This is a genomic window from Brachybacterium sp. AG952 (genome assembly GCF_004362645.1).
In the GTDB taxonomy this organism is placed as follows: Bacteria; Actinomycetota; Actinomycetes; order Actinomycetales; family Dermabacteraceae; genus Brachybacterium; species Brachybacterium conglomeratum.
This window is the reverse complement of record NZ_SNXV01000003.1, coordinates 48,367-67,673: the sequence shown is the minus strand read 5'-3', so window position 1 is coordinate 67,673 and position 19,307 is coordinate 48,367. Positions and strand designations below refer to the sequence as shown.

Here is a 19,307-nt window from a genome sequence, read left to right as displayed (position 1 = left end):
CGTCCGCGCGCTCATCGCGGCCGACCGACCGGATGCAGGGCATGACCTTCCGCCCTTCGTGGACGATACTGGCAGGACGGATCCGTCAACGAGGAGGAGGCCGTCATGGTCGCTCTCACACCCGTCATCACCCGATCCATCGATCAGGCGCGGAGCAGCGGCGCAGGATTCCATGCCGAGCCGGTGGTCCGCCGGGGCGCGCTCCAGCAGACGATCCTCGCGCTGACCGAGGGCACCCGGCTCACCGAGCACGAGGACGAGGTGCCCGCCTCCCTCTACCTGATGCACGGCGCGATCCGGGTCGAGGCGCCCGAGCCCTTCGTGATCCAGCAGGGCGAGCTGCACGAGCTGCCCGACCGCCGCCGCGCCGTCGTCGCCGTCGAGGACACGGTGATGCTGCTGACCGCCGCGGCCGAGGGCGGGACCGCGCTGCACGAGTACGTGCTCGCCCCGGGATGAGCGACGGGGACGGGTCGCTCGCCGTCTACGTCGGCGAGCACTCCTGTCGGGCGCTGGACGGGATCTCCCGGATCGGCGCCGAGCTGCCCGTGGAGATCGTGCACGGCACGCGCACCTCCCTGCGACGGCTGCGTGCCGCCGTGCGCACCGTCCCCGGCGCAGTGCCGGACGCCGCCGCGGCCGATGCGGCGCTGCAGGCGCTCGCCCTTCCTCTCGGCGTGGTGCGGGACGCGGACGTCCTGGCGGCGCTCCTCGCCTCCGAGGCGGAGGATCTCGAGCCCGCTCCCGCGCGGTCGGCGGCGCAGGCTCTGCTCGAGGACGAGCTGCGCTCCCGACGGCGCGACGCGCTGGCCGCGCTGGAGGCGGCCGCGGGCACGGGGGCGTGGCGCGAGGGCGCGGCCCTGCTGGAGGCCTGGTGCCGCACCCCGCCCTCGCCGCCCGTCCCGGCGGCCGAGGAGGTCCTGGACCGCGCGGAGCGCAAGGTCGTGCGACGGCTCGAGACCTCGGGCGGGGAGCCCTCCCGCCTCCATGCGGCGCGCAAGGCCGCCAAGCGCTGGCGCTACGCCGCCGAGCTGCTGGCCGCCGCCCCCGACGACGCGCCGAGCCACGAGCACATCGAGGCGGCGCGCGTGCGGGCGGAGGCGATGCAGGAGCTGCTCGGCGGGGTGCAGGACCTCGAGATCGCCCACGGCCTGCTGACGGAGCTCGTCACCGCGGCCGACGCCGGATCGCCGGCGAGGACCGGCCTCGAGCAGCTGCGCACGCGCCTGTCGGCCCGCCAGCGGGAGCTCATCGCCCGCGCCGTCGCCTCGAGCTGAGCACCGCCGGGAGCAGCGCGCGGGTCACGTCGAGTCGCGCGGCACGGAGCTCTAGGACTCCAGGTAGCGCAGCACCGCGAGGACCCTGCGGCTGCTCTGCTCCTCCCCGGCGAGGTCGAGCTTGTCGAAGATCGCGCTGCCGGCCTTCTCCACCGTGCTCACGGAGAGGAAGAGACGCTCGGCGATGCCCCGGTTCGACAGTCCCTCGGCCATCGCCTCGAGCACCTCCAGCTCCCGTGGGCTCAGCCTCCCCACGGCGCGCCGCTGATCGGGCGCGCGCAGCAGCGCCCGCACCACCGCGGGGTCGATGACCGTGCCGCCGCCTGAGACCCGACGCACCGCGTCCAGGAAGCCGTCGATCTCGGTGATGCGGTCCTTGAGCAGGTAGCCGATCCCCGTCGTCTCGGAGCCCAGCAGCTCGGTGGCGTACTCGCGGGCGACGTGCTGGGAGAGCATCAGCACCCCCACCTCGGGCATCTCGCGCTTGATGGCGAGCGCCGCGACGAGCCCCTCGTCGGTGTGGGTGGGCGGCATCCGCACGTCGACGATCGCCAGACCGGGACGGTGCCGACGCACCGCCTCGAGCAGCTGCGCGCCATCGCCGACGGAGGCGAGGACCTCCATCCCCTCGTCCTCGAGCAGGCTGCGCACCCCTTCACGCAGCAGCACCGCATCATCGGCCAGGACGATCCCGGGCGAGGTCGGGGTCGGAGGGATCGGCTCAGTCACAGGGCAGCTCCGCGGAGATGACGGTGGGCCCGCCGCGCGGGCTGCGGACCTCGAGCGTACCGTCGAGCGCCGCCGCTCTCCGGGCCAGGCCCTGCAGTCCCCCGCCCTCGGGATCCGCACCCCCGACCCCGTCGTCCCGCACCGTCAGGCGCAGGAGCGCGCTCCCCTGCCTCTCGGCGGTGCCCACCTCGACGAGCACCTCGGAGGCCGCCGCGTGCTTGACCACGTTCGTCACCGCCTCCCGGACGACGAAGTACGCGGCGGACTCGACCGCCGGCGGCAGGGAGTGCTCGATGCCGGTCGCGAGCCGCACCGGAAGAGGACTCGAGGCCGCCACGCCCTCGAGCGCGGAGACGAGCCCGTGCTCGTCGAGGGCTGTGGGGTAGACCCTCCAGGCGACCTGGCGCACCTCCTCGATCAGCGCCTGCGACTGGCCGTGCGCCTGCTCGAGCAGCGCCGCGGAGCGCTGCGGATCGTCGGCGCGCCGGGCGCGGGCGAGGACGAGCGAGAGGGAGACGACGTTCTGCTGCACGCCGTCGTGGAGATCCCGCTCGATCCGTCGTCGCTCGTCGTCGATCGCGAGGAGCACGCCGCGCCGGGTGGTCAGCAGCTGGTGCAGGCGCGGCTCGAGCGCGTCCTCCCGTGTCACCTCGGTCCATCGACCCAGGAGCGCCGCGAGCGCCCAGGCGACGCCCTCGGCGCACAGCGCGGTCATCAGCACACCGCCCGGACCGAACACCAGCGCGACCAGCAGAGCGGGGCGGCTGAGCACCCACAGGTCGAAGCCGAGGGTGACCGACGAGCCGTACAGGGACTGGCTGAGACTGCCGAGGACCACCGCGATCACGAGCATCAGGACCTCGAGCATGAGCCAGCCGGCGGCGGTGGTCGCGAGGGCCCACAACGGGATGCGCGCGCCGCGCAGGAACTCGCCGCGCGACTCCCCCGGTCGCAGCCGGTAGGCGCGGAGCAGCCTCCACTGCTCCCACCCGCGGAACCGCTCCAGCGGCCCGCGCCAGCGCAGCAGGGCCGCGATCCATGCCAGGAGCAGCAGCGGGCCGAGGAGCAGGCCGCCGAGCGTCCCCAGCACCTGGCGGCACGCCCGACGCACGAGGCGCACGGGGCCCCGCCGCGCCAGGGACCCGGGGAGTGCGGGCAGGGACATCGGGGGCCTCCGGGATCAGGGCGGGCGGGGAGCGGCCCGCCGGAGCGGGCCGTGGGCATCGGCTCGGGCTCGGCCCGGGTTCGGGTTCGGACCGGGGTCGGCGGGGTCCGAACCTACCAAGCCGCACCGGCGGCCCCCAGGGGGATTCCTGCAGGATCCTGGCGCAGTTCCCCGCGCCGATCCGCAGGGTCAGCCGGGCGGTGCCGCGTCCCCTGCTCCGCCTAGCGTCGAGGCCATCGACCGACCGCCCCCGAGCACGTCCGGAGACCTTCGCATGGACAGCGTCCTGCAGCTCGCCGAGAGCCTCATGGCCTCGCCGTGGCTGCTGCTCCTCGTCATCGCCCTCGCCGTCGGCGACTCCCTGGTCCCGATGGTGCCGGCGGAGACCGTCGTGCTGACCGCCGGCACCTTCGCCGTCACCGGAAGCCCTTCGGCGGCCCTGCTGGTCGTCGCCGCCTGGGCGGGGGCGCTGCTCGGCGACGTCCTGGCCCATCACGTCGGCCGCGGGGCCGGTCCGCTGACGCGGAGGCTGCGCCGGCGGCGGTATGCGGGAGCGGTGGTCGGCGCGGCGGATACGGCGCTGCGCTCCCGCGGTGGGGTGATCATCCTCGGGGCCCGGTTCGTGCCCGGCGCGCGCACCGCCGTGAACATCACCTCGGGGGCGATCCGCTTCCCGCGCCCGGCCTTCGTGCTGTACTCCTCGCTGGCGGCGCTGATCTGGGCCCTGTACTACGTCGGCATCGGGATGCTCGGCGGGCTCGCCTTCGGCAGCAACCCGCTGCTCGGCGTCGCCGTCGGGATCGCGCTCGCGCTGCTGGTCGGCGGCGGGATCGAGCTGGTGCGCAGGCTCCGGGCCGGACGCGCCGCCTCGACCGGCGCCGTCAGTCGGAAGGTGCCCGCAGCGACCGACGCTTGATCTGCACCTCGGTCAGACGCGCCATGATCTGCTGGTAGCGCTCCGCGTCGGAGGGATCGGTGCGCTGGAGACGCTGCTTGAGCACGGAGTACTCGCGCGTGATCGACAGCTCGCTGAGACGGTCCAGGAGCGAGACGCCGAGCCGTCCCAGCGCCTCCTCGCTGCGGGCCGGCAGGTCGAGGTTCGCGATCTCCACGATGAGCGGCCGCACCGTCTCGCCGGCGATCTCGAGGACCTGCTCCAGATAGCGCGCGGCGGGCAGCTGCCCGCCCACGGCGTCCAGGAGGGTGCCCGCGGCGAGCATCACGTCCCACACCCCCTGCAGGGCAGGGACGTGGAAGGAGTCGTCCGGCAGGGCGGCCACCCGCTCCGTGTCCAGCAGATGCGGGGCCTGCAGCATCACGGCCAGCGACTGGGTCTCGACCTGGCCCACCGGGTCGCGGGGGCTGACCACGTCGGCCAGGCGCGGCATCGGCAGGACGCCGCCGTCGTCCTCGATCGCCGGGGCGCCGGGCCGCTCCCCCGCCCGCTCGGGCGGCGCCTCGTGGGCGCGGTGCCCGCCGCCGCCCTCGGTGCGGGCGGCGTCGTGCACGGCGCGCAGCACGGTCCGCTCCTCCATCCCGAGCCAGCCGGCGAGCCGGCGCGCGTACTCGGGCCGCATCGCACGGTCCCGGATCCTCGCCACGACCGGCGCGGCCATCCGCAGCGCGGTGACCTGGCCCTCGACGGTGTCGAGGTCGACCTGGGAGATGGCGGTGCGGATCGCGAACTCGAACAGCGGCCGACGGGTCTCGATCAGCTCCCGCACCGCCTCGTCGCCGCGCTGGATCCTGAGATCGCAGGGGTCCAGGCCGTTCGGCTCGACCGCGACGTAGGTCTGGGCGACGAAGCGCTGGTCCTCCTCGAAGGCGCGCAGCGCCGCCTTCTGCCCGGCGGCGTCACCGTCGAAGGTGAAGACGACCTCCCCGGCCAGGCCCTTCCCGTCGGTGTTCAGCCGCAGCCCGGCCGACGGGTTCGAGTCACCCATCACGCGGCGGACGATCTTCACGTGCTCGGCGCCGAAGGCCGTGCCGCAGGAGGCGACGGCGGTGGTGACCCCGGCCAGGTGTGCGGCCATCACGTCGGTGTAACCCTCGACGACCACCACGCGGTGCTGGGAGGCGATCTCCTTCCGGGCGAGGTCGAGGCCGTAGAGCACGGAGGACTTGTGGTAGATCGCGGTCTCGGGGGTGTTGAGGTACTTGGGGCCCTGGTCGGACTCGAGCAGGCGCCGCGCCCCGAAGCCGATGGTCTTGCCGGTGATGTCGCGGATCGGCCACACGAGGCGCCCGCGGAAGCGGTCGTAGACGCCGCGCTGGCCCTGGGAGACGAGCCCGCTGGCGGTGAGCTCCTCCTCGGTGAAGCCCCGTCCGCGCAGCACCGAGGTCAGCGAGTCCCAGCCCTCGGGCGCGAAGCCGACGCCGAAGTGCTCGGCGGCGGCCTGGTCGAAGCCGCGCTCGGTGAGGAAGCGCCGCCCGATCTCGCCGATCGGGGCGGAGAGCTGCTCGCGGTAGAACTCCTCCGCGATCGAGTGGGCGTCCAGGAGGCGGCGCCGGGTCCCGAAGTCGGGCCGGTCCCCGCCCTTGCCGTCGCCCTCCTCGTAGTGCAGCTGGACGCCGTAGCGCCCGGCGAGCATCTCGACCGCCTCGACGAAGCTGAGGTGGTTGATCTTCTGGACGAAGGAGATCACGTCCCCGCCCTCGCCGCAGCCGAAGCAGTGCCAGTGGCCGAGCTGGGGGCGGATGTTGAACGAGGGCGTCTTCTCGTCGTGGAAGGGGCACAGCCCCTTCATCGAGCCGATCCCGGCGGTGCGCAGCGTGACGTGCTCGGAGACGACCTCGTCCAGGCGGGAGCGCTCGCGCACGAGGTCCACGTCGGCGCGGCGGATCAGTCCCTGTGCCACCCGCTCAGAGCTCCGATCCGAGGCCGGGCAGGGGCATGTCCGCGGCGGTGACGTGCGTGAGGGTGCGGTCGTAGAGCACCTCGTGCAGGCGCCTCGCGGTGACGTCGGTGTAGGAGGCGATCTGGTCGACGATCACACGTCGGCGGGCGTCGTCGTCCTCGGCCTGCTGCCACAGCTCCGCGAACAGGGGGCTGAGGTGCTGGGTGCCGGTGTGCCACAGCCGGGAGTAGAGGTCGCGGATGATCTCCTCCTGCGCCTCGTAGACGGGCTGCTGGGAGGCGGAGGACATCACGTACGCGGCGGCCAGGCCCTTCAGCACCGCGATCTCGACGTGGGTCCCCTCCGGCACGATCACGTCGCCGCCGTAGCGGGACAGGGGCGCGGGCCCGTGCTCGGCGCGGGTGGCGGTGATCGCGGAGCGGGTGAAGCGGCCGATGAGCTGGCTGGCCATGTCCTTCAGCGCCGCGGCCGAGCGCATCGACCCGTCGAAGGCGGACATCCAGGAGGGCTCGGCCTCGAGGCGGGACAGTGCCGCGTCCAGCGCGTCGAGGCTCTCGTGGGGCATGTACCAGTCCTGGACGACGTACAGCGCGGCGGAGCGCTCCATCGGGTCGCGCAGGCGGCCGAGGTCGAGGGTGCGTCCGGTGATCGCGTCCTCGATGTCGTGGACGGAATAGGCGATGTCGTCGGCGAGGTCCATGACCTGCGCCTCGAAGCACTTCCGTCCCTCCACGGCGCCCTCGCGCGCCCAGGAGTAGACGTCGTGGTCGTCGGCGTAGGTGCCGAACTTCGGGGAGTCCGGGTCCGGGCCCTCGCCGCGCGACCAGGGGTACTTGATCGCGGCGTCGACGCAGGCGCGGGTGAGGTTCAGCCCGTGGGGGCGCTCCGGTCCGATCACCTTGGGCTCGAGGCGGGTGAGCAGGCGCAGGGTCTGGGCGTTGCCCTCGAAGCCGCCGAAGTCCTTCGCGAGGTCGTCGAGGACCTTCTCGCCGTTGTGGCCGAAGGGCGGGTGGCCGAGGTCGTGGGAGAGGCAGGCGGCGTCGACCACGTCGGGGTCGCAGCCGAGCTCGGCGCCGATGTCGCGTCCCACCTGCGCGACCTCGAGGGAGTGGGTGAGGCGGGTGCGGACGAAGTCGTTCGCGCCCGCGCCGAGCACCTGGGTCTTCGCACCGAGACGGCGCAGCGCGGAGGAGTGCAGCACCCGGGCCCGGTCCCGCTGGAAGGGCGTGCGGGCCTGGGACTTCGGCGGCTCGGGCACCCAGCGCTCGAGGTCGTGGGCGGAGTAGCCGACGGGCGGGACGGCCGCGGCGGGGCCGGGAGGGGCGGTGGTCGTCATGGCTCAGCCGCCCGAGATGTCGAGCTCGGCCTCGTGGAGGCGGGCCCGGTGCTCGTCGGACAGCTCGCGGGTGTCCATCCAGCCGGCGGGGACGGTGGCGTTGCGGGGGTGGCCGGTGCGGCCGCGCGGCCCCTCGACGTCGGCGCCCGGGTAGGGGGCGGTGAGGTCGAGCTCGGAGAGCTTCTCGTCGAGGTCCACGAGGGACTCCATGGTCGCGAGCCGGCGCCGCATGTCGCCGCCGACGGGATAGCCCTTGAAGTACCAGGCCACGTGCTTGCGCAGGTCCTTCACGCCCCGGTCCTCGCTCTCGTAGAACTCGGTGAGCAGCTCGGCGTGTCGGCGCAGGATCCGCGCGACGTCGCCGAGGCCGGGCCGGACCCGTTCGGCGCTGCCGGAGAACCCGGCGGCGAGGTCGGCGAACAGCCAGGGCCGTCCCTGGCAGCCGCGGCCGACGACGACGCCGTCGGCGCCCGTCTCGTCCATCATCCGCAGCGCGTCCTCCGCGGACCACACGTCGCCGTTGCCGAGCACGGGGATGTCGGTGACCGTCTGCTTGAGGTCCGCGATGGAGGTCCAGTCCGCGGTGCCGGAGTACTGCTCCTTCACGGTGCGGCCGTGGAGGGTGATCGCGGCGGCGCCGACCTCCTGGGCGATCAGGCCCGCGTCGCGGTAGGTGAGGTGGCCGTCGTCCACGCCCTTGCGGGTCTTGAGCGTCACCGGCACGTCCCCGGCGGCCTCGACCGCGGCGCGCAGGATGCGGGTGAACAGCTCGTCCTTCCAGGGCAGCACGCCGCCGCCGCCGCGACGCGTCACCTTGGGGACGGGGCAGCCGAAGTTCAGGTCGATGTGGTCGGCGCCGTCGCGCTCGAGGATCATCTCCACCGAGCGGGCGACGACCGCGGGGTCCACGCCGTACAGCTGGACGGAGCGGGGCCGCTCCCGATCGGCCATGCGCAGCAGGCGCCAGGACTCGCGGTGGTCCTCGATCAGCGCGCGCGTGGTGACCATCTCGGTGGGGAACAGACCGCCGTCGTCCTCGCTGTGCAGGGCGCCGAACTCGCGGCACAGCACGCGGAAGGCCATGTTGGTGACCCCGGCCATGGGCGCGAGCATCACCGGGGTGTCCACGGTGAGCCTCCCGATCGTGAGAGGTCGCCGAATGCGCTCCCGTCCTGGGGCCGACGGGGCGTCGGCGGGGGCGGGAGCGGCGGTCACGGCGGTCACGGTGTCGGTCAGAAGGGTCATCGTCCCTGGATTGTCCCATCCTGGGCGGACGTTCGGGAGGATCCGTGAGGTGATGTGCATCGGGTCCGCCCGGGGAGGAACCGTCGGAGGCAGGGGCGCGGAGGGCCCTCGGTCCCCCGCCGGGCCCTCCCCGCGGGGGAGAATCAGGTGACGGCACCACTCCCCGGCGCCGGGCGACCGTGCTGCCGAGGACCCCGCTCGAAGGAGGCGTGCGATGAGCACATCCGCAGCAGACCGATCCCCGGCCCGCACCGCATCGACGACCGGCACCGCACCCGCGCACGACGGCGCACCCGCGACCGGTGCCGCGACGGGCCGCCCCGCGCCCCGCATCGGCTTCGTCGCCCAGGTGGACCACTCCGCCCTGGACGAGGGTCGCGCGCTGTTCCGCAGCGCGGAGGAGCTCGGCTACGACGCGGGCTACGTGCGGGTGCGGCACCTGCAGGACGCGCTGCCCTCGCCGCTGCTGTTCCTCTCCGCCCTCGCCCAGCACACCGAGCGCATCGAGCTGGGCACCGCGGTGATCCCCCTGCGCTTCGAGAACGCGGGCCGGCTCGCGGAGGACCTCGCCACCGCCCACCTGCTCACCGGCGGCAGGCTCCGCGCCGGCCTCGCACCGGGCTACTCCGCGCACGATGCGATCTACGCCCGCGCCTTCGGGGCCCTGCAGGGAGACCATCGCGACCACGTGGACCGGATCCTGCACGACCTGCTCTCCTTCCTGGACGGGGAGATCGTCGCGGGGGCGGACGCGCACATCGAGGAGGTCGAGCCCGGCACGCCGCTGCGCCTGCAGCCCCGCGCGCCCGGGCTGCGGGAGCGCCTGGCCTACGGGGCGGCGAGCCCGGAGCGGGCGGCGTTGGCGGGCCGGCTCGGCCTCGGCCTGCAGCTGGCGACGATGGCCCCGGACGACGGCTCGGGCCGCTCCTTCGCGCAGCTCCAGCTCGAGGCGCTGCGCGCCTATCGCGAGGCGTCGCTCGGGGCCGGGCACGGGGAGGGCCGGGTCATGGTCAGCCGGCAGATGCTCCCGGTGCTCGACGAGGCGGAGCTCGAGCGCTTCACCACCCTGATCCCGCGCGAGCGCTCCGCGGAGGCGGGGGTGCTCGCCGAGCACCGCCGCACCGAGCTCGGCGGACGCGAGGCGGTCTACGGTCCGGTCGTGCTCGACGAGCCGGTCGCCGTCGCGCAGGCGCTGCTGGCGGACCCGGTGGTGCTGGAGGCCGACGAGATCGCGCTGGTGCTGCCGCCCGGCGCACCGCTCGAGGACAGCACCCGCACCCTGGGCACCTTCGCCCAGCACGTGCTGCCGCATCTGCTGGCCGCCCTGCCCTGAACGGCCCCGGCACGCCCCACGTGCACCGAGGACCGACCGCGCGCTTCCGCCCACAGCGGAGAACTCCCCCGCCGGCGCGGGGCGACCGTAGTCTCACCGCATGGAGACGCACCTCGAGCCGCTCTGGCGGGAGCTGATGGGGGCGGAGCTGCGGGCCGAGAGGCACCGTCAGCACCGCACCCTCGCCGAGGTCGCGAGCGCGGCCGGGGTGTCGATGCAACACCTCTCCGATGTCGAGCGCGGCCGCAAGGACCCCTCCTCGGAGCTGCTCGCCGCGATCCTCGGCGCGCTCGACGTCGACCTCCCGCTGCTCCTGCTGCGCACCGCCGACAGTGCGCTCGCCGCCGCCCCGTCGACCGGGCGCATCGCGCCGGTCCTCGAGCTGCGCTCCTCCCCCGGAGGACGAAGCTCCTCCGCCGAGGGAGATCGCCGCTCCTTCGCCGGCCCGGCCTCCGAGCCCCGCGACGGCTCGGGCGTCACTCTGCTCGCGGCCGCCTGAGCAGCACCTCGTCGGCGAGGCCGTAGGCGACGGTCGCCTCCGCATCCAGCACCTGCTCCCGCTCGAGGTCCCGCCGCACCCGCTGCAGGTCCTGTCCGGAGTGCTCGGCGAGCAGGGCCTCGAGGCTTCCGCGCAGTCGCTGGACCTCCTCGGTCGCGAGGATCAGGTCCGGCACCGCGCCGCGTCCCTGCGCCTCGAGCGGGTGGAGGACGACGCGGGTGTGGGGCAGCACCCAGCGCAGCCCGGGCGTGCCCGCCGCGAGCAGCACCACCGGCGCCGCGACCACCTGGCCGATGCAGGTGACCGCCACCCGGCTGCGCACGAAGGCGAGCGTGTCGTAGATGGCGAGCACCGCCTGCACGTCCCCGCCGGAGGAGTTGAGGTAGAGGTGGATCGGTGCGTCGGCAGACTCGTTCTCCAGGTGCAGGATCTGGGCGATGACGGTGTTCGCGACGCCGTCGTCGATCGGGGTGCCGACGTAGACGATCCGGTCGCTGAGCAGGCGGGAGAACACGTCGGCGCTGCGCTCGGCGCCGGTGTGGGTGCGCTCGATGACGGAGGGGATGGTGTAGCTGCTCATCGTGCGCCCCCGATCCCCGCGGCGCGGCCGCGGGCTCCGGACGGACCGAGCGGGAGGATCTCGGCGAGGTCCGCGGCGACGTGGTCGGCGAAGCCGTAGTCCACGGCGCCCTCGGCGTCCCAGATGCGGTCGCGCTCGGAGTCACGGGCGATCCGCTCCTCGCTCTGCCCGGTCCGCTCCGCGGTGAGGCGGATCAGCAGGTCGCGGTTGCGGCGCAGGTCCTCGGCCTGCAGCTCGATGTCGGCGGCGCTGCCGCCGAACCCGGCCGAGCCCTGGTGCATGAGCACCTGGCCGTGCGGGAGCACGTACCTCTTGCCGGGTGTGCCCTGGGTGAGGAGGTACTGCCCGGCGCTGTAGGCCATGCCGAGCGCGACTGTGCGCACGTCGCAGGGGACCAGGTCCATCAGGTCGCCGATCGCGAGCATCGCCGGGACCAGCCCGCCGGGCGAGTTGATCAGCAGGGTGATGTCGGCGGCGGGGTCCTCGGCCGCGAGCAGGAGCAGCTGGGCGGCCAGCGACGATCCGTTGTCCTGCTCGAGCTCTCGGTCCAGCAGCAGCACGCGCTGATGCAGCAGCCGGGTCGCGGTGAGGGCGGCGAGGGGCTGCGGGGCGGTGGGGTCGGAGGTGTCGAGTCGGGGCGGTGGGGCGGTGTGCGTGGTCATGGCCCCAGCCTGCGCCGCCGCGGTCCCGTCCGGGTCGTTCTCCGCCGCGTGCTGATCAGCCCGCGACTGATCAGCGCAGGACTGTTCAGCGCAGGACGGAGAAGCCGGGGTGCCCCGCGGAGGAGGGTGCGGGCGGAGCGGGGCAGCGGGTGCTCACCCGCCGACCAGCCGCCTGCGCAGCACGGGGTCGACGAGCACGCTCACGTGGTCGCTGATCTGCTCGGCGGTGCCGATGCCGGGGCGCAGCGCGCGCACCGCAGGGTCGGTGATCTCCTCGACCAGCAGCTCCGGGAGCCCGCGCAGCCCCACATGGGGGCGGTCGAAGAAGGGCTCGGTCGCGGGGTCCAGGGTGGGCAGGCCGACCTGTCCCTGCAGCGCGGCGATCTGCTCGACCAGCGCGGCGAGGGCGCCCTGCCGGGTGCGCCAGTCCTGTGCCCGCAGCACCGCGAGCACGGAGCGGCGCAGGGCATCGCCGTCCGGCAGCGCGGCCGCCGAGCGGGCGAGCCACTTCCCGTAGGGCACCCAGCGCCGGTGCAGCAGGTGGGCGAGATGGAGCAGGGTGCGCACGTGTCGCGCGGCGATCACGGCGGAGCCGTCCTCGTCGCCGCGCAGCCCGGCCCGGCCCACGTCGGCGAGCTCCTGGCCGATGCGGGTCCAGTCCGCGCCGATCGCGTACCTGCGCACGTCCTCCGGGTACGTGCGCAGCCGCTCCCGGATCGCGGTGATCGCCCCGGTGCCGTCGTGGAACACGGGCCCGGCGGTCACCTCGAGCGCCGCCTGCCCGGTCAGCTGCAGCCAGTCCACCAGGTCGAGCGGCGCGGCGCCGTCGAGGCGCTGCGGGGCGATCCCCACCCGTGAGGCGGCGAAGTCCGCGGCCGAGGCGACCTCAACGCGCTGGCGTACCACCGGCTCCCAGGTCGTCGCGAAGCGCACGGGATGGCCGCGCCACTGCGTCGGCAGCTCCCGCTCGAGGAGCGCGTCGACCTCACCCGCGGCGCCGTCCTCGACGAGCAGCGTGAGCCGGAGACCCCAGTCGTGGTCGCGCGACTGCGCGTCGTCGAACCCGAGCACGTCCGATCCCGAGCCCAGCCGCGCCGCGGCGTACGGGAGACCGGACAGCCGGCGCTCCAGCAGCGGCGCCACCACCTCCCGGTGGTAGGCGGCGGACAGCTCGAGGCCGGAGGTGCTGCTCATGCGGAGCACTCTGCCATCCCCGCGGCGCGACGTGTCACGGACGGGCGCGAGGCGGCACGACATGGCGATACAGCCATCTCATGTCGCCACGCGCCCGTCGGCGACGCTCCGCGGCCTCGGACCCGCCCGGCCCCGGACACCCGCGGTCATGGACACCCGCGGTCCCGGACACCCGCCGGCTCGCCGGGACGAGGACGGGGCCGACGGGGAGATCCCCGTCGGCCCCGTCGGCCGTGCTGTGCGGCTCAGCCGCCGATCAGGCGCGCGGCGAGGTAGGACTCGACCTGGTCGAGCGCCACGCGCTCCTGGGTCATGGTGTCGCGCTCGCGGATCGTGACGGCCTGGTCCTCGGCGGTCTCGAAGTCGACGGTGATGCAGAACGGGGTGCCGATCTCGTCCTGGCGGCGGTAGCGGCGGCCGATCGCCTGGGTCACGTCCATCTCGACGTTCCAGTGCCTGCGCAGCGTCTCGGCGAGCTTCTCGGCGCGCGGCACCAGGTCCTCGCTCTTGGACAGCGGCAGCACCGCGGCCTTGACCGGGGCGAGGCGCGGGTCCAGGCCGAGCACGGTGCGCTTGTCGACCCCGCCCTTGGCGTTGGGGGCCTCGTCCTCGCGATAGGCGTCGACGAGGAAGGCCATCATCGAGCGGGTCAGGCCGAAGCTCGGCTCGATGACGTAGGGCGTGTAGCGCTCGTTCGCGGCCTGGTCGAAGTACTGCATCTTCGTGCCGGAGGCCTCGGTGTGGCTGCTGAGGTCGAAGTCGGTGCGGTTGGCGACGCCCATCAGCTCGCCCCACTCGCTGCCCTGGAAGCCGAAGCGGTACTCGAAGTCGATGGTGCCGGCCGAGTAGTGGGCGCGCTCGTCCTCGGGCACGTCGAAGCGGCGGAGGTTCTCCTCCTTGATGCCGAGGTCCACGAACCAGTTCCAGCACGCCTCCACCCAGGCCGAGAAGTGCTCGTCGGCCTCGGCCGGCGGGGTGAAGTACTCGATCTCCATCTGCTCGAACTCGCGGGTGCGGAAGATGAAGTTGCCGGGGGTGATCTCGTTGCGGAACGCCTTGCCGATCTGGCCGATGCCGAAGGGCGGCTTCTGCCGGGTGGCGGTGACGACGTTGAGGAAGTTGACGAAGATGCCCTGCGCGGTCTCGGGGCGCAGGAAGTGCAGGCCCGCCTCGGTGGAGACGGGGCCGAGGTAGGTCTTCACCAGGCCGGAGAACTGCTGCGGCTCGGTGAACTCGCCGCGCGTGCCGCAGTTGGGGCAGGCGATCTCCGCCATGCCGCCCTCGGGTACGCGGCCCTTCTTGGCCTCGAAGGCCTCGATCAGGTGGTCCTCGCGGAAGCGGTTGTGGCAGCTGCGGCACTCCACCAGCGGGTCGACGAAGGTCGCCACGTGACCGGAGGCCTCCCACACCCGCTTGGGGAGGATGATCGAGGAGTCCAGGCCCACCATGTCCCCGCGGGACTGGACGAAGGTCCGCCACCACTGGCGCTTGATGTTCTCCTTGAGCTCCACGCCCAGGGGGCCGTAGTCCCAGGCGGAGCGGGAGCCTCCGTAGATCTCACCGGCCTGGAACACGAAGCCGCGCTTCTTGGCGAGAGCGATGACGTTGTCCAGCGTGCTGGCGGGGGCCTTGGCCACGGGGAGACTCCTGGTGACGGTGCGATCGGATCGCTCCCAGCATAGTCGTCGGCCCAGGACGCCGCTCACGTGTGAGCGTCCCCACGAGCACCGGCTCCGCACGGCCTCCCGACTTGCACCCCGGCACACCCATTGGTGAGAATGATTGTCATGTCGCATGCCTCTCCCCTTCGCCGCCGCACCCTCCTGTCCGCCCTCGGCCTCGGCGCCGGTGCGGCGCTCCTGGCCGCCTGCGGGGAGGGCACGGCCGCCGACGGAGACGGCCTGTCGGTCGTCACCTCGGCCTACGCGCTGAGCTTCCTGGTCACACGGATCGGCGGCGAGCACGTCGCCCTCACGGACCTCACCACACCGGGGGCCGACGCCCACGGCCTCGAGCTGTCCGTGAAGCAGACCATGCTCGTCGAAGAGGCCGACCTGGTGCTGCAGATCCCCGGCTTCCAGACCGCGCTCGACGACGCCATCGCCTCCCAGGACGGCGACAACGTGCTCGACGTCTCCTCCGTGATCACGCTCCTGCCCGCCGATGCCGGCAGCGCAAAGGAGGGGCACGCCGGGGAGAGCGAGGAGGAGCACGCCGAGCACGCCGAGGAGGGCGACTCCCACGAGGGCCACGACCACGGCCCGAACGACCCCCACTTCTGGCACGACCCGCTGCGGATGGCGGATCTGGGCGACGCGATCGCCGCGCGCCTGGGCGAGCTCTCCCCCGAGCACGCCGAGGAGTTCACCTCCGCCGCGGCCACGGTGCGCGAGGAGCTCGAGCAGCTCGACGCCGAGCTGACCTCCGCCTTCGAGGAGGTGACCGACGAGCGACGCACCTTCATCACCAGCCACGCCGCCTACACCTATCTCGCCGACCGCTACGACCTGCACCAGGTGGGGATCTCCGGGATCGACCCGGAGACCGAGCCGTCCCCGCAGCGGCTGCTCGCCCTCGAGACCGTGGTCCGCGACGAGGAGGTCACCACGATCTTCTTCGAGGCGACCGCCTCGCCGAAGGTCGCCCAGACCCTCGCCGACAACCTCGGCATCGACAGCGCCGAGCTGGACAACCTCGAGACCCAGCAGTCCCCGGAGGCGGACTACCCTGCCGTCATGAGAAGCAACTGCACCGCCCTCGCGGAGAGCTGGGCGTGAGCGCCGGGGACGGAGCCGGGGACGGACCGGTCGTCGAGATCGTCGGCGCGAGCGTCTCCCGCGCCGGCCAGCGGGTCCTGCACGACATCGACCTGAGCATCGAGCGCGGCGAGCTCGTCGCGCTGCTCGGCGCGAACGGCTCGGGCAAGTCGACCCTGCTGCGCGCCGCGGTCGGGGTGCTGCCGCTCGAGAGCGGCACGGCGCACCTGCTGGGCCGCCCGGTCTCCCAGGGCCGCGCCCACGACGGCCTCGGCTACGTCCCCCAGGAGTCGGCCGAGACCGGCTCGATCCCGGCCACCGCGCGGGAGACCGTCGCCAGCGGCCTGCTCAGCGCCCGCCGCTGGTGGCCGAGCGCCCGCGACCCCCGGGTCGACGCCGCGCTCGAGGCGGTCGGGATGGCGGACCTCGCCGGCCGGCCGATCACCCGCATGTCCGGCGGGCAGCGCCGACGCGTGATGATCGCCCGGGCCCTGGTGCGCGATCCCGAGCTGCTCGTGCTCGACGAGCCGTTCTCCGGGGTGGACGTCCCCACCCAGCAGCTGATCGCCGAGCTCTTCCGGGAGCTCTCCGCCCGCGGCACCACCCTGCTCGTGGTCCTGCACGAGACCGGTCCGCTGACCGACGACATCAGCCGCGCCGTGGTCCTGGACCACGGCCGCATGGTCCACGACGGCCCCGTGAGCGAGCGCCCGCACCTGGACCCCGGGCACGGACACCCCGAGGACGCCGCCCCGCTCGACGAATGCCTGGGACAGGAGATCCACCCCGCATGATCTCGATGCTGGACATCCTCACCTCCGACCTGCTGCGCTACCCGCTGATCATCGCAGTGCTCATCGGGCTCACCGCCCCGGTGGTCGGCACCTATCTGGTGCAGAAGCGGCTCTCCCTGCTCGGCGACGGCCTCGGGCACGTCGCGCTGACGGGCGTGGCCGTCGGCTGGCTGGTCGGCGCCTGGCTCGCCGCGACCCCCGCGGACCTGCTCGCGATCCCGGGGGCGCTGGCCGCCTCCGTGATCGGCGCCGTGCTGATCGAGTACGTGCGCGAGATCAGCCACACCAGCCGCGACGTGGCGCTGGCGATCCTCTTCTACGGCGGCATCGCCGGCGGCGTGGTCATCATCCAGCTCGCCGGCGGCACCTCCCAGAACCTGATGGGCTATCTCTTCGGCTCCCTCTCGACCGTGACCCGGCTGGACACCGTGATCGCGCTCGTGCTCGCCGTGGTCGTGCTCGCGATCGGGGTGGGGCTCTCCGGTCTGCTCGCGGCCGTCACGGCCGACGACGAGTTCGCCCGCGCCGCGGGGCTGCCGGTGCGGACCGTCAACGTCCTCATCGCCGTGATGGCGGCGCTGACGGTGACGCTGTCGATGCGGATCGTGGGCGCCCTGATGGTCTCGGCGCTGATGATCGTGCCGGTCGCGGCCGCGCAGCATCTGGTGGTCGGCTTCGCCCGCACGATGCGCACCGCCATGGTCATCGCGGTGCTGTGCGCCGTCGGCGGCCTGGTGATCACGGTCTACGTCGACCTCCCGCCGGGCGGCGTGATCGTGCTGCTGACGATCGCGGTGTACGTGGCCGCGCTCGTCGTCCGCTCGCTGCTCGCGGCACGCCGCAGCCGGCCGGCCGGCGGCCCCGGGCCCACGGCCGCGGACGCCGCCCCGGTGGCGGCGCGTGGTCCCTCTCAGCGGTGATGGTGGTCCCTCCCACCAGAGATGGAGGTCCCGCACCAGGTGGGGGACAATGAGGGCATGCAGAGGAACACCCGCCAGCGCGCCGCGATCCTGGAGACGCTCTCCCGGCAGGTGGACTTCCGCAGCGCCCAGCAGATCCACGAGCAGATGCGGGCCGACGGCGAGACCGTCGGCCTCGCCACCGTGTACCGCAACCTGCAGGCGCTCTCCCGCGCCGGGCGGCTGGACGTGCTCGTGGCGGGGGACGGGGAGTCCCTCTACCGGCAGTGCGAGGACACCGGCCACCACCATCACCTGGTGTGCCGGGAGTGCGGCCGCACCGTCGAGTTCCTCGCCCCGAGGCTCGAGGCGTCCATGACGGCGATCGCCCGCGAGCACGGCTTCACCGAGGTGGACCACACCCTCGAGGTCTTCGGGCTGTGCGAGGAGCACTCGAGCACCGCCGAGCCCTCGGAGCACGAGGACGATCCCGAGGAGCCGGAGGACGAGGCGGCCGCGCGATGATGGACTGGGTCCAGTCGCTGCCGCTACTGCCGGCGATCGCGTTCCTGTACGTGGTCATCTGGGCGCGCGCCGGCGGCACCTATCTCGTCGGCCGCGGGGCGCGGAAGGCCGCGAACCGCGGCCGGGTGAAGAAGCTGCTGGAGTCGACCTCCGTGCAGCGCGCGACCGAGCTCGTCAACCGCTGGGGTGCCTGGGTCGTGGCGCTGAGCTTCCTGACCGTCGGCTTCCAGACCGCCGCGAACGCCGCCGCGGGCCTGACCGCCATGCCTGCCCGCCGCTACCTGCCCGCCCTCGCCGTCGGCGGCCTGGCCTGGGCGATCATCTACGCGACCGTCGGCCTGGTGGCCGTGGCGGGCTGGTTCGAGCTGTTCCTCGTCTCCCCCGCCGGCGCCGTCGCCGTGCTCGCCCTGCTGGTGCTGCTGGTGGCCCTCGTGCTGCACCACCGTCGCCGCACGGGCGCCCGGGCCGCCCTGCTCGCGACCCTCGCCGAGAGCGAGGTCGGGACCGAGGCCTCGCCCGAGGCCGAGGGCGACCGGCCGACTGCGACGGAGCCGGTCTCCGCTCCGGCTCGGCCCGCGAAGACCGCCGCGGCCGAGCGGGTCGCTCAGAGCCCTGCGGACTGAGCCTCCGACGCATCGGGGGCGTCGACCGCTCCCCCGTAGCGCCGATCGCGCCGCGCGTACTCCGTGATCGCCCGCCACAGCACGCGGCGGTCCACGTCGGGCCACAGCTCGGGGACGAACACGAGCTCGGCGTAGGCGGCCTGCCAGAGCAGGAAGTTGGAGGTGCGCTGCTCGCCGCTGGTGCGCAGGAACAGGTCCACCTCGGGCATGTCGGGGTCGACGAGATGGCGCTGGATCGTCTTCTCGCTGATCCCGGAGCCCTTGAGCCGCCCTGCCCGCGCCTCCTCGGCGATCTCGCGCACCGCGTCGACGATCTCGGCGCGACCGCCGTAGTTCACGCACATGTACAGCGTCATGCGGGTGTTGTCGCGGGTACGCTCCTCGGCCTCCTTGAGCTCCCGGATCACCGAGCCCCAGAGGCGCTGCTCACGGCCGATCCACACGATCCGCACGCCCCAGGAGTCCAGGGTGTCGCGCTGGCGGCGCAGCACGGAGCGGGAGAAGCCCATCAGGAAGCGCACCTCCTCCGGGGACCGCTTCCAGTTCTCGGTGGAGAAGGCGTAGGCGCTCAGGTGCGTCACGCCGATCTGGAGGGCGCCGGCGACGACGTCCAGCAGCGCCGCCTCCCCGGCCTCGTGCCCTGCCGTGCGGGGCAGGCCCTGACGGTTCGCCCAGCGGCCGTTGCCGTCCATCACCACCGCGACATGGCGAGGGATCGTGGGGGCCGGCAGCTGCGGGGGCAGTGCGCCGCTGGGATGGGCGAACGGCTCCTGGTACCCGTGACGGGATGCACCGGGCATTCGGGGTCCTCCTGGATCGTGCGGGATCGTGC

The 19,307-nt window shown here is 73.6% G+C and carries 20 protein-coding genes; 10 read left to right on the top strand and 10 right to left on the bottom strand.

Annotation, left to right across the window (positions count from 1 at the left end):
* The first annotated feature begins 105 nt into the window (after positions 1-105).
* Together DEU31_RS08545 and DEU31_RS08540 are read left to right on the top strand one after the other, a co-directional pair.
* Positions 106-459 (top strand): hypothetical protein, encoded by a 354-nt coding sequence (locus DEU31_RS08545; protein ID WP_010551660.1) that lies wholly within the window; start codon positions 106-108, stop codon positions 457-459.
* Positions 456-1,277 (top strand): CHAD domain-containing protein, encoded by an 822-nt coding sequence (locus DEU31_RS08540; RefSeq protein ID WP_133676824.1) that lies wholly within the window; start codon positions 456-458, stop codon positions 1,275-1,277. The genes DEU31_RS08545 and DEU31_RS08540 overlap by 4 nt, the downstream gene beginning before the upstream one ends.
* A 51-nt stretch (positions 1,278-1,328) precedes the next feature.
* Here the strand turns inward: DEU31_RS08540 and DEU31_RS08535 are convergent, their stop codons facing one another.
* Together DEU31_RS08535 and DEU31_RS08530 are read right to left on the bottom strand one after the other, a co-directional pair.
* Positions 1,329-2,006, bottom strand: a complete 678-nt coding sequence (locus tag DEU31_RS08535; protein ID WP_133676823.1) for a response regulator transcription factor — start codon at positions 2,004-2,006, stop codon at positions 1,329-1,331.
* Entirely contained in the window at positions 1,999-3,171 is a 1,173-nt protein-coding gene (locus DEU31_RS08530) for a histidine kinase (protein WP_133676822.1), read from the bottom strand. Before DEU31_RS08530 ends, DEU31_RS08535 begins: the two co-directional genes overlap by 8 nt.
* A 274-nt stretch (positions 3,172-3,445) precedes the next feature.
* On the opposite strand from DEU31_RS08530, the gene DEU31_RS08525 reads away from it, so the two are divergent.
* Positions 3,446-4,087: a VTT domain-containing protein gene (locus DEU31_RS08525; RefSeq protein ID WP_010551664.1), complete on the top strand. Its 642-nt coding sequence runs from the start codon at positions 3,446-3,448 to the stop codon at positions 4,085-4,087.
* Here the strand turns inward: DEU31_RS08525 and dnaG are convergent.
* Genes dnaG through dusB form a run of 3 tightly spaced genes read right to left on the bottom strand, consistent with a single transcriptional unit; the run spans position 4,053 to position 8,610 of the window.
* Complete coding sequence (dnaG, locus tag DEU31_RS08520; RefSeq protein WP_133676821.1) at positions 4,053-6,029, bottom strand: DNA primase; 1,977 nt, start codon at positions 6,027-6,029, stop codon at positions 4,053-4,055. The genes DEU31_RS08525 and dnaG overlap by 35 nt on opposite strands.
* Positions 6,030-6,033: 4 nt before the next feature.
* Positions 6,034-7,365: a deoxyguanosinetriphosphate triphosphohydrolase gene (locus DEU31_RS08515; RefSeq protein ID WP_133676820.1), complete on the bottom strand. Its 1,332-nt coding sequence runs from the start codon at positions 7,363-7,365 to the stop codon at positions 6,034-6,036.
* 3 nt (positions 7,366-7,368) lie between these two features.
* Positions 7,369-8,610 (bottom strand): tRNA dihydrouridine synthase DusB, encoded by a 1,242-nt coding sequence (dusB, locus tag DEU31_RS08510; protein ID WP_133676819.1) that lies wholly within the window; start codon positions 8,608-8,610, stop codon positions 7,369-7,371.
* A 214-nt stretch (positions 8,611-8,824) separates the two neighbouring features.
* On the opposite strand from dusB, the gene DEU31_RS08505 reads away from it, so the two are divergent.
* Positions 8,825-9,943, top strand: a complete 1,119-nt coding sequence (locus DEU31_RS08505) for an LLM class flavin-dependent oxidoreductase (protein ID WP_133676818.1) — start codon at positions 8,825-8,827, stop codon at positions 9,941-9,943.
* A gap of 100 nt (positions 9,944-10,043) precedes the next feature.
* A complete protein-coding gene (locus DEU31_RS08500; RefSeq protein ID WP_133676817.1) occupies positions 10,044-10,442 on the top strand; it encodes a helix-turn-helix transcriptional regulator in 399 nt (132 codons plus the stop codon).
* Here the strand turns inward: DEU31_RS08500 and DEU31_RS08495 are convergent.
* The 4 genes from DEU31_RS08495 to DEU31_RS08480 all read right to left on the bottom strand — a co-directional run bounded on the left by DEU31_RS08495 (position 10,420) and on the right by DEU31_RS08480 (position 14,515).
* Positions 10,420-11,022 (bottom strand): ATP-dependent Clp protease proteolytic subunit, encoded by a 603-nt coding sequence (locus DEU31_RS08495; RefSeq protein WP_010551670.1) that lies wholly within the window; start codon positions 11,020-11,022, stop codon positions 10,420-10,422. The genes DEU31_RS08500 and DEU31_RS08495 overlap by 23 nt on opposite strands.
* Positions 11,019-11,684, bottom strand: a complete 666-nt coding sequence (locus DEU31_RS08490) for an ATP-dependent Clp protease proteolytic subunit (protein WP_133676816.1) — start codon at positions 11,682-11,684, stop codon at positions 11,019-11,021. The genes DEU31_RS08495 and DEU31_RS08490 overlap by 4 nt, the downstream gene beginning before the upstream one ends.
* 153 nt (positions 11,685-11,837) lie before the next feature.
* Positions 11,838-12,878 carry a DUF4037 domain-containing protein gene (locus DEU31_RS08485; protein ID WP_243733786.1) on the bottom strand — a complete coding sequence of 347 codons (1,041 nt, stop codon included), beginning with the start codon at positions 12,876-12,878 and terminating at the stop codon, positions 11,838-11,840.
* Between the two features lie 245 nt (positions 12,879-13,123).
* Positions 13,124-14,515, bottom strand: coding sequence for a glycine--tRNA ligase (locus DEU31_RS08480; protein ID WP_133676814.1), 1,392 nt, complete (start codon positions 14,513-14,515; stop codon positions 13,124-13,126).
* Positions 14,516-14,665: 150 nt separating this feature from the next.
* Between DEU31_RS08480 and DEU31_RS08475 the strand changes: the two genes are divergently transcribed.
* Genes DEU31_RS08475 through DEU31_RS08455 form a run of 5 tightly spaced genes read left to right on the top strand, consistent with a single transcriptional unit; the run spans position 14,666 to position 18,475 of the window.
* A complete protein-coding gene (locus DEU31_RS08475; protein ID WP_133676813.1) occupies positions 14,666-15,655 on the top strand; it encodes a metal ABC transporter substrate-binding protein in 990 nt (329 codons plus the stop codon).
* A complete protein-coding gene (locus DEU31_RS08470) occupies positions 15,652-16,428 on the top strand; it encodes a metal ABC transporter ATP-binding protein (RefSeq protein ID WP_166649447.1) in 777 nt (258 codons plus the stop codon). The genes DEU31_RS08475 and DEU31_RS08470 overlap by 4 nt, the downstream gene beginning before the upstream one ends.
* A complete protein-coding gene (locus DEU31_RS08465) occupies positions 16,425-17,348 on the top strand; it encodes a metal ABC transporter permease (RefSeq protein WP_133676812.1) in 924 nt (307 codons plus the stop codon). The genes DEU31_RS08470 and DEU31_RS08465 overlap by 4 nt, the downstream gene beginning before the upstream one ends.
* Before the next feature lie 57 nt (positions 17,349-17,405).
* Positions 17,406-17,852: a transcriptional repressor gene (locus tag DEU31_RS08460; RefSeq protein WP_133676811.1), complete on the top strand. Its 447-nt coding sequence runs from the start codon at positions 17,406-17,408 to the stop codon at positions 17,850-17,852.
* Positions 17,849-18,475: a VTT domain-containing protein gene (locus DEU31_RS08455; RefSeq protein WP_133676810.1), complete on the top strand. Its 627-nt coding sequence runs from the start codon at positions 17,849-17,851 to the stop codon at positions 18,473-18,475. The genes DEU31_RS08460 and DEU31_RS08455 overlap by 4 nt, the downstream gene beginning before the upstream one ends.
* Here the strand turns inward: DEU31_RS08455 and DEU31_RS08450 are convergent.
* Positions 18,457-19,275 carry an isoprenyl transferase gene (locus tag DEU31_RS08450; RefSeq protein WP_133676809.1) on the bottom strand — a complete coding sequence of 273 codons (819 nt, stop codon included), beginning with the start codon at positions 19,273-19,275 and terminating at the stop codon, positions 18,457-18,459. The two genes, DEU31_RS08455 and DEU31_RS08450, sit on opposite strands and share 19 nt — an antisense overlap.
* Positions 19,276-19,307: the final 32 nt, after the last annotated feature.

What these genes read in the sequence shown, in the direction of transcription:
- dusB (WP_133676819.1), bottom strand. Translation starts at nt 8,610, where the DNA reads ATGACCCTTCTGACCGACACCGTGACCGCCGTGACCGCCGCTCCCGCC.
- DEU31_RS08455 (WP_133676810.1), top strand. Translation starts at nt 17,849, where the DNA reads ATGATGGACTGGGTCCAGTCGCTGCCGCTACTGCCGGCGATCGCGTTC.
- DEU31_RS08465 (WP_133676812.1), top strand. Translation starts at nt 16,425, where the DNA reads ATGATCTCGATGCTGGACATCCTCACCTCCGACCTGCTGCGCTACCCG.
- DEU31_RS08545 (WP_010551660.1), top strand. Translation starts at nt 106, where the DNA reads ATGGTCGCTCTCACACCCGTCATCACCCGATCCATCGATCAGGCGCGG.
- DEU31_RS08500 (WP_133676817.1), top strand. Translation starts at nt 10,044, where the DNA reads ATGGAGACGCACCTCGAGCCGCTCTGGCGGGAGCTGATGGGGGCGGAG.
- DEU31_RS08525 (WP_010551664.1), top strand. Translation starts at nt 3,446, where the DNA reads ATGGACAGCGTCCTGCAGCTCGCCGAGAGCCTCATGGCCTCGCCGTGG.
- DEU31_RS08540 (WP_133676824.1), top strand. Translation starts at nt 456, where the DNA reads ATGAGCGACGGGGACGGGTCGCTCGCCGTCTACGTCGGCGAGCACTCC.
- DEU31_RS08530 (WP_133676822.1), bottom strand. Translation starts at nt 3,171, where the DNA reads ATGTCCCTGCCCGCACTCCCCGGGTCCCTGGCGCGGCGGGGCCCCGTG.
- DEU31_RS08460 (WP_133676811.1), top strand. Translation starts at nt 17,406, where the DNA reads ATGCAGAGGAACACCCGCCAGCGCGCCGCGATCCTGGAGACGCTCTCC.
- DEU31_RS08485 (WP_243733786.1), bottom strand. Translation starts at nt 12,878, where the DNA reads ATGAGCAGCACCTCCGGCCTCGAGCTGTCCGCCGCCTACCACCGGGAG.
- DEU31_RS08450 (WP_133676809.1), bottom strand. Translation starts at nt 19,275, where the DNA reads ATGCCCGGTGCATCCCGTCACGGGTACCAGGAGCCGTTCGCCCATCCC.
- DEU31_RS08490 (WP_133676816.1), bottom strand. Translation starts at nt 11,684, where the DNA reads ATGACCACGCACACCGCCCCACCGCCCCGACTCGACACCTCCGACCCC.
- DEU31_RS08515 (WP_133676820.1), bottom strand. Translation starts at nt 7,365, where the DNA reads ATGACGACCACCGCCCCTCCCGGCCCCGCCGCGGCCGTCCCGCCCGTC.
- DEU31_RS08495 (WP_010551670.1), bottom strand. Translation starts at nt 11,022, where the DNA reads ATGAGCAGCTACACCATCCCCTCCGTCATCGAGCGCACCCACACCGGC.
- DEU31_RS08475 (WP_133676813.1), top strand. Translation starts at nt 14,666, where the DNA reads ATGTCGCATGCCTCTCCCCTTCGCCGCCGCACCCTCCTGTCCGCCCTC.
- DEU31_RS08505 (WP_133676818.1), top strand. Translation starts at nt 8,825, where the DNA reads ATGAGCACATCCGCAGCAGACCGATCCCCGGCCCGCACCGCATCGACG.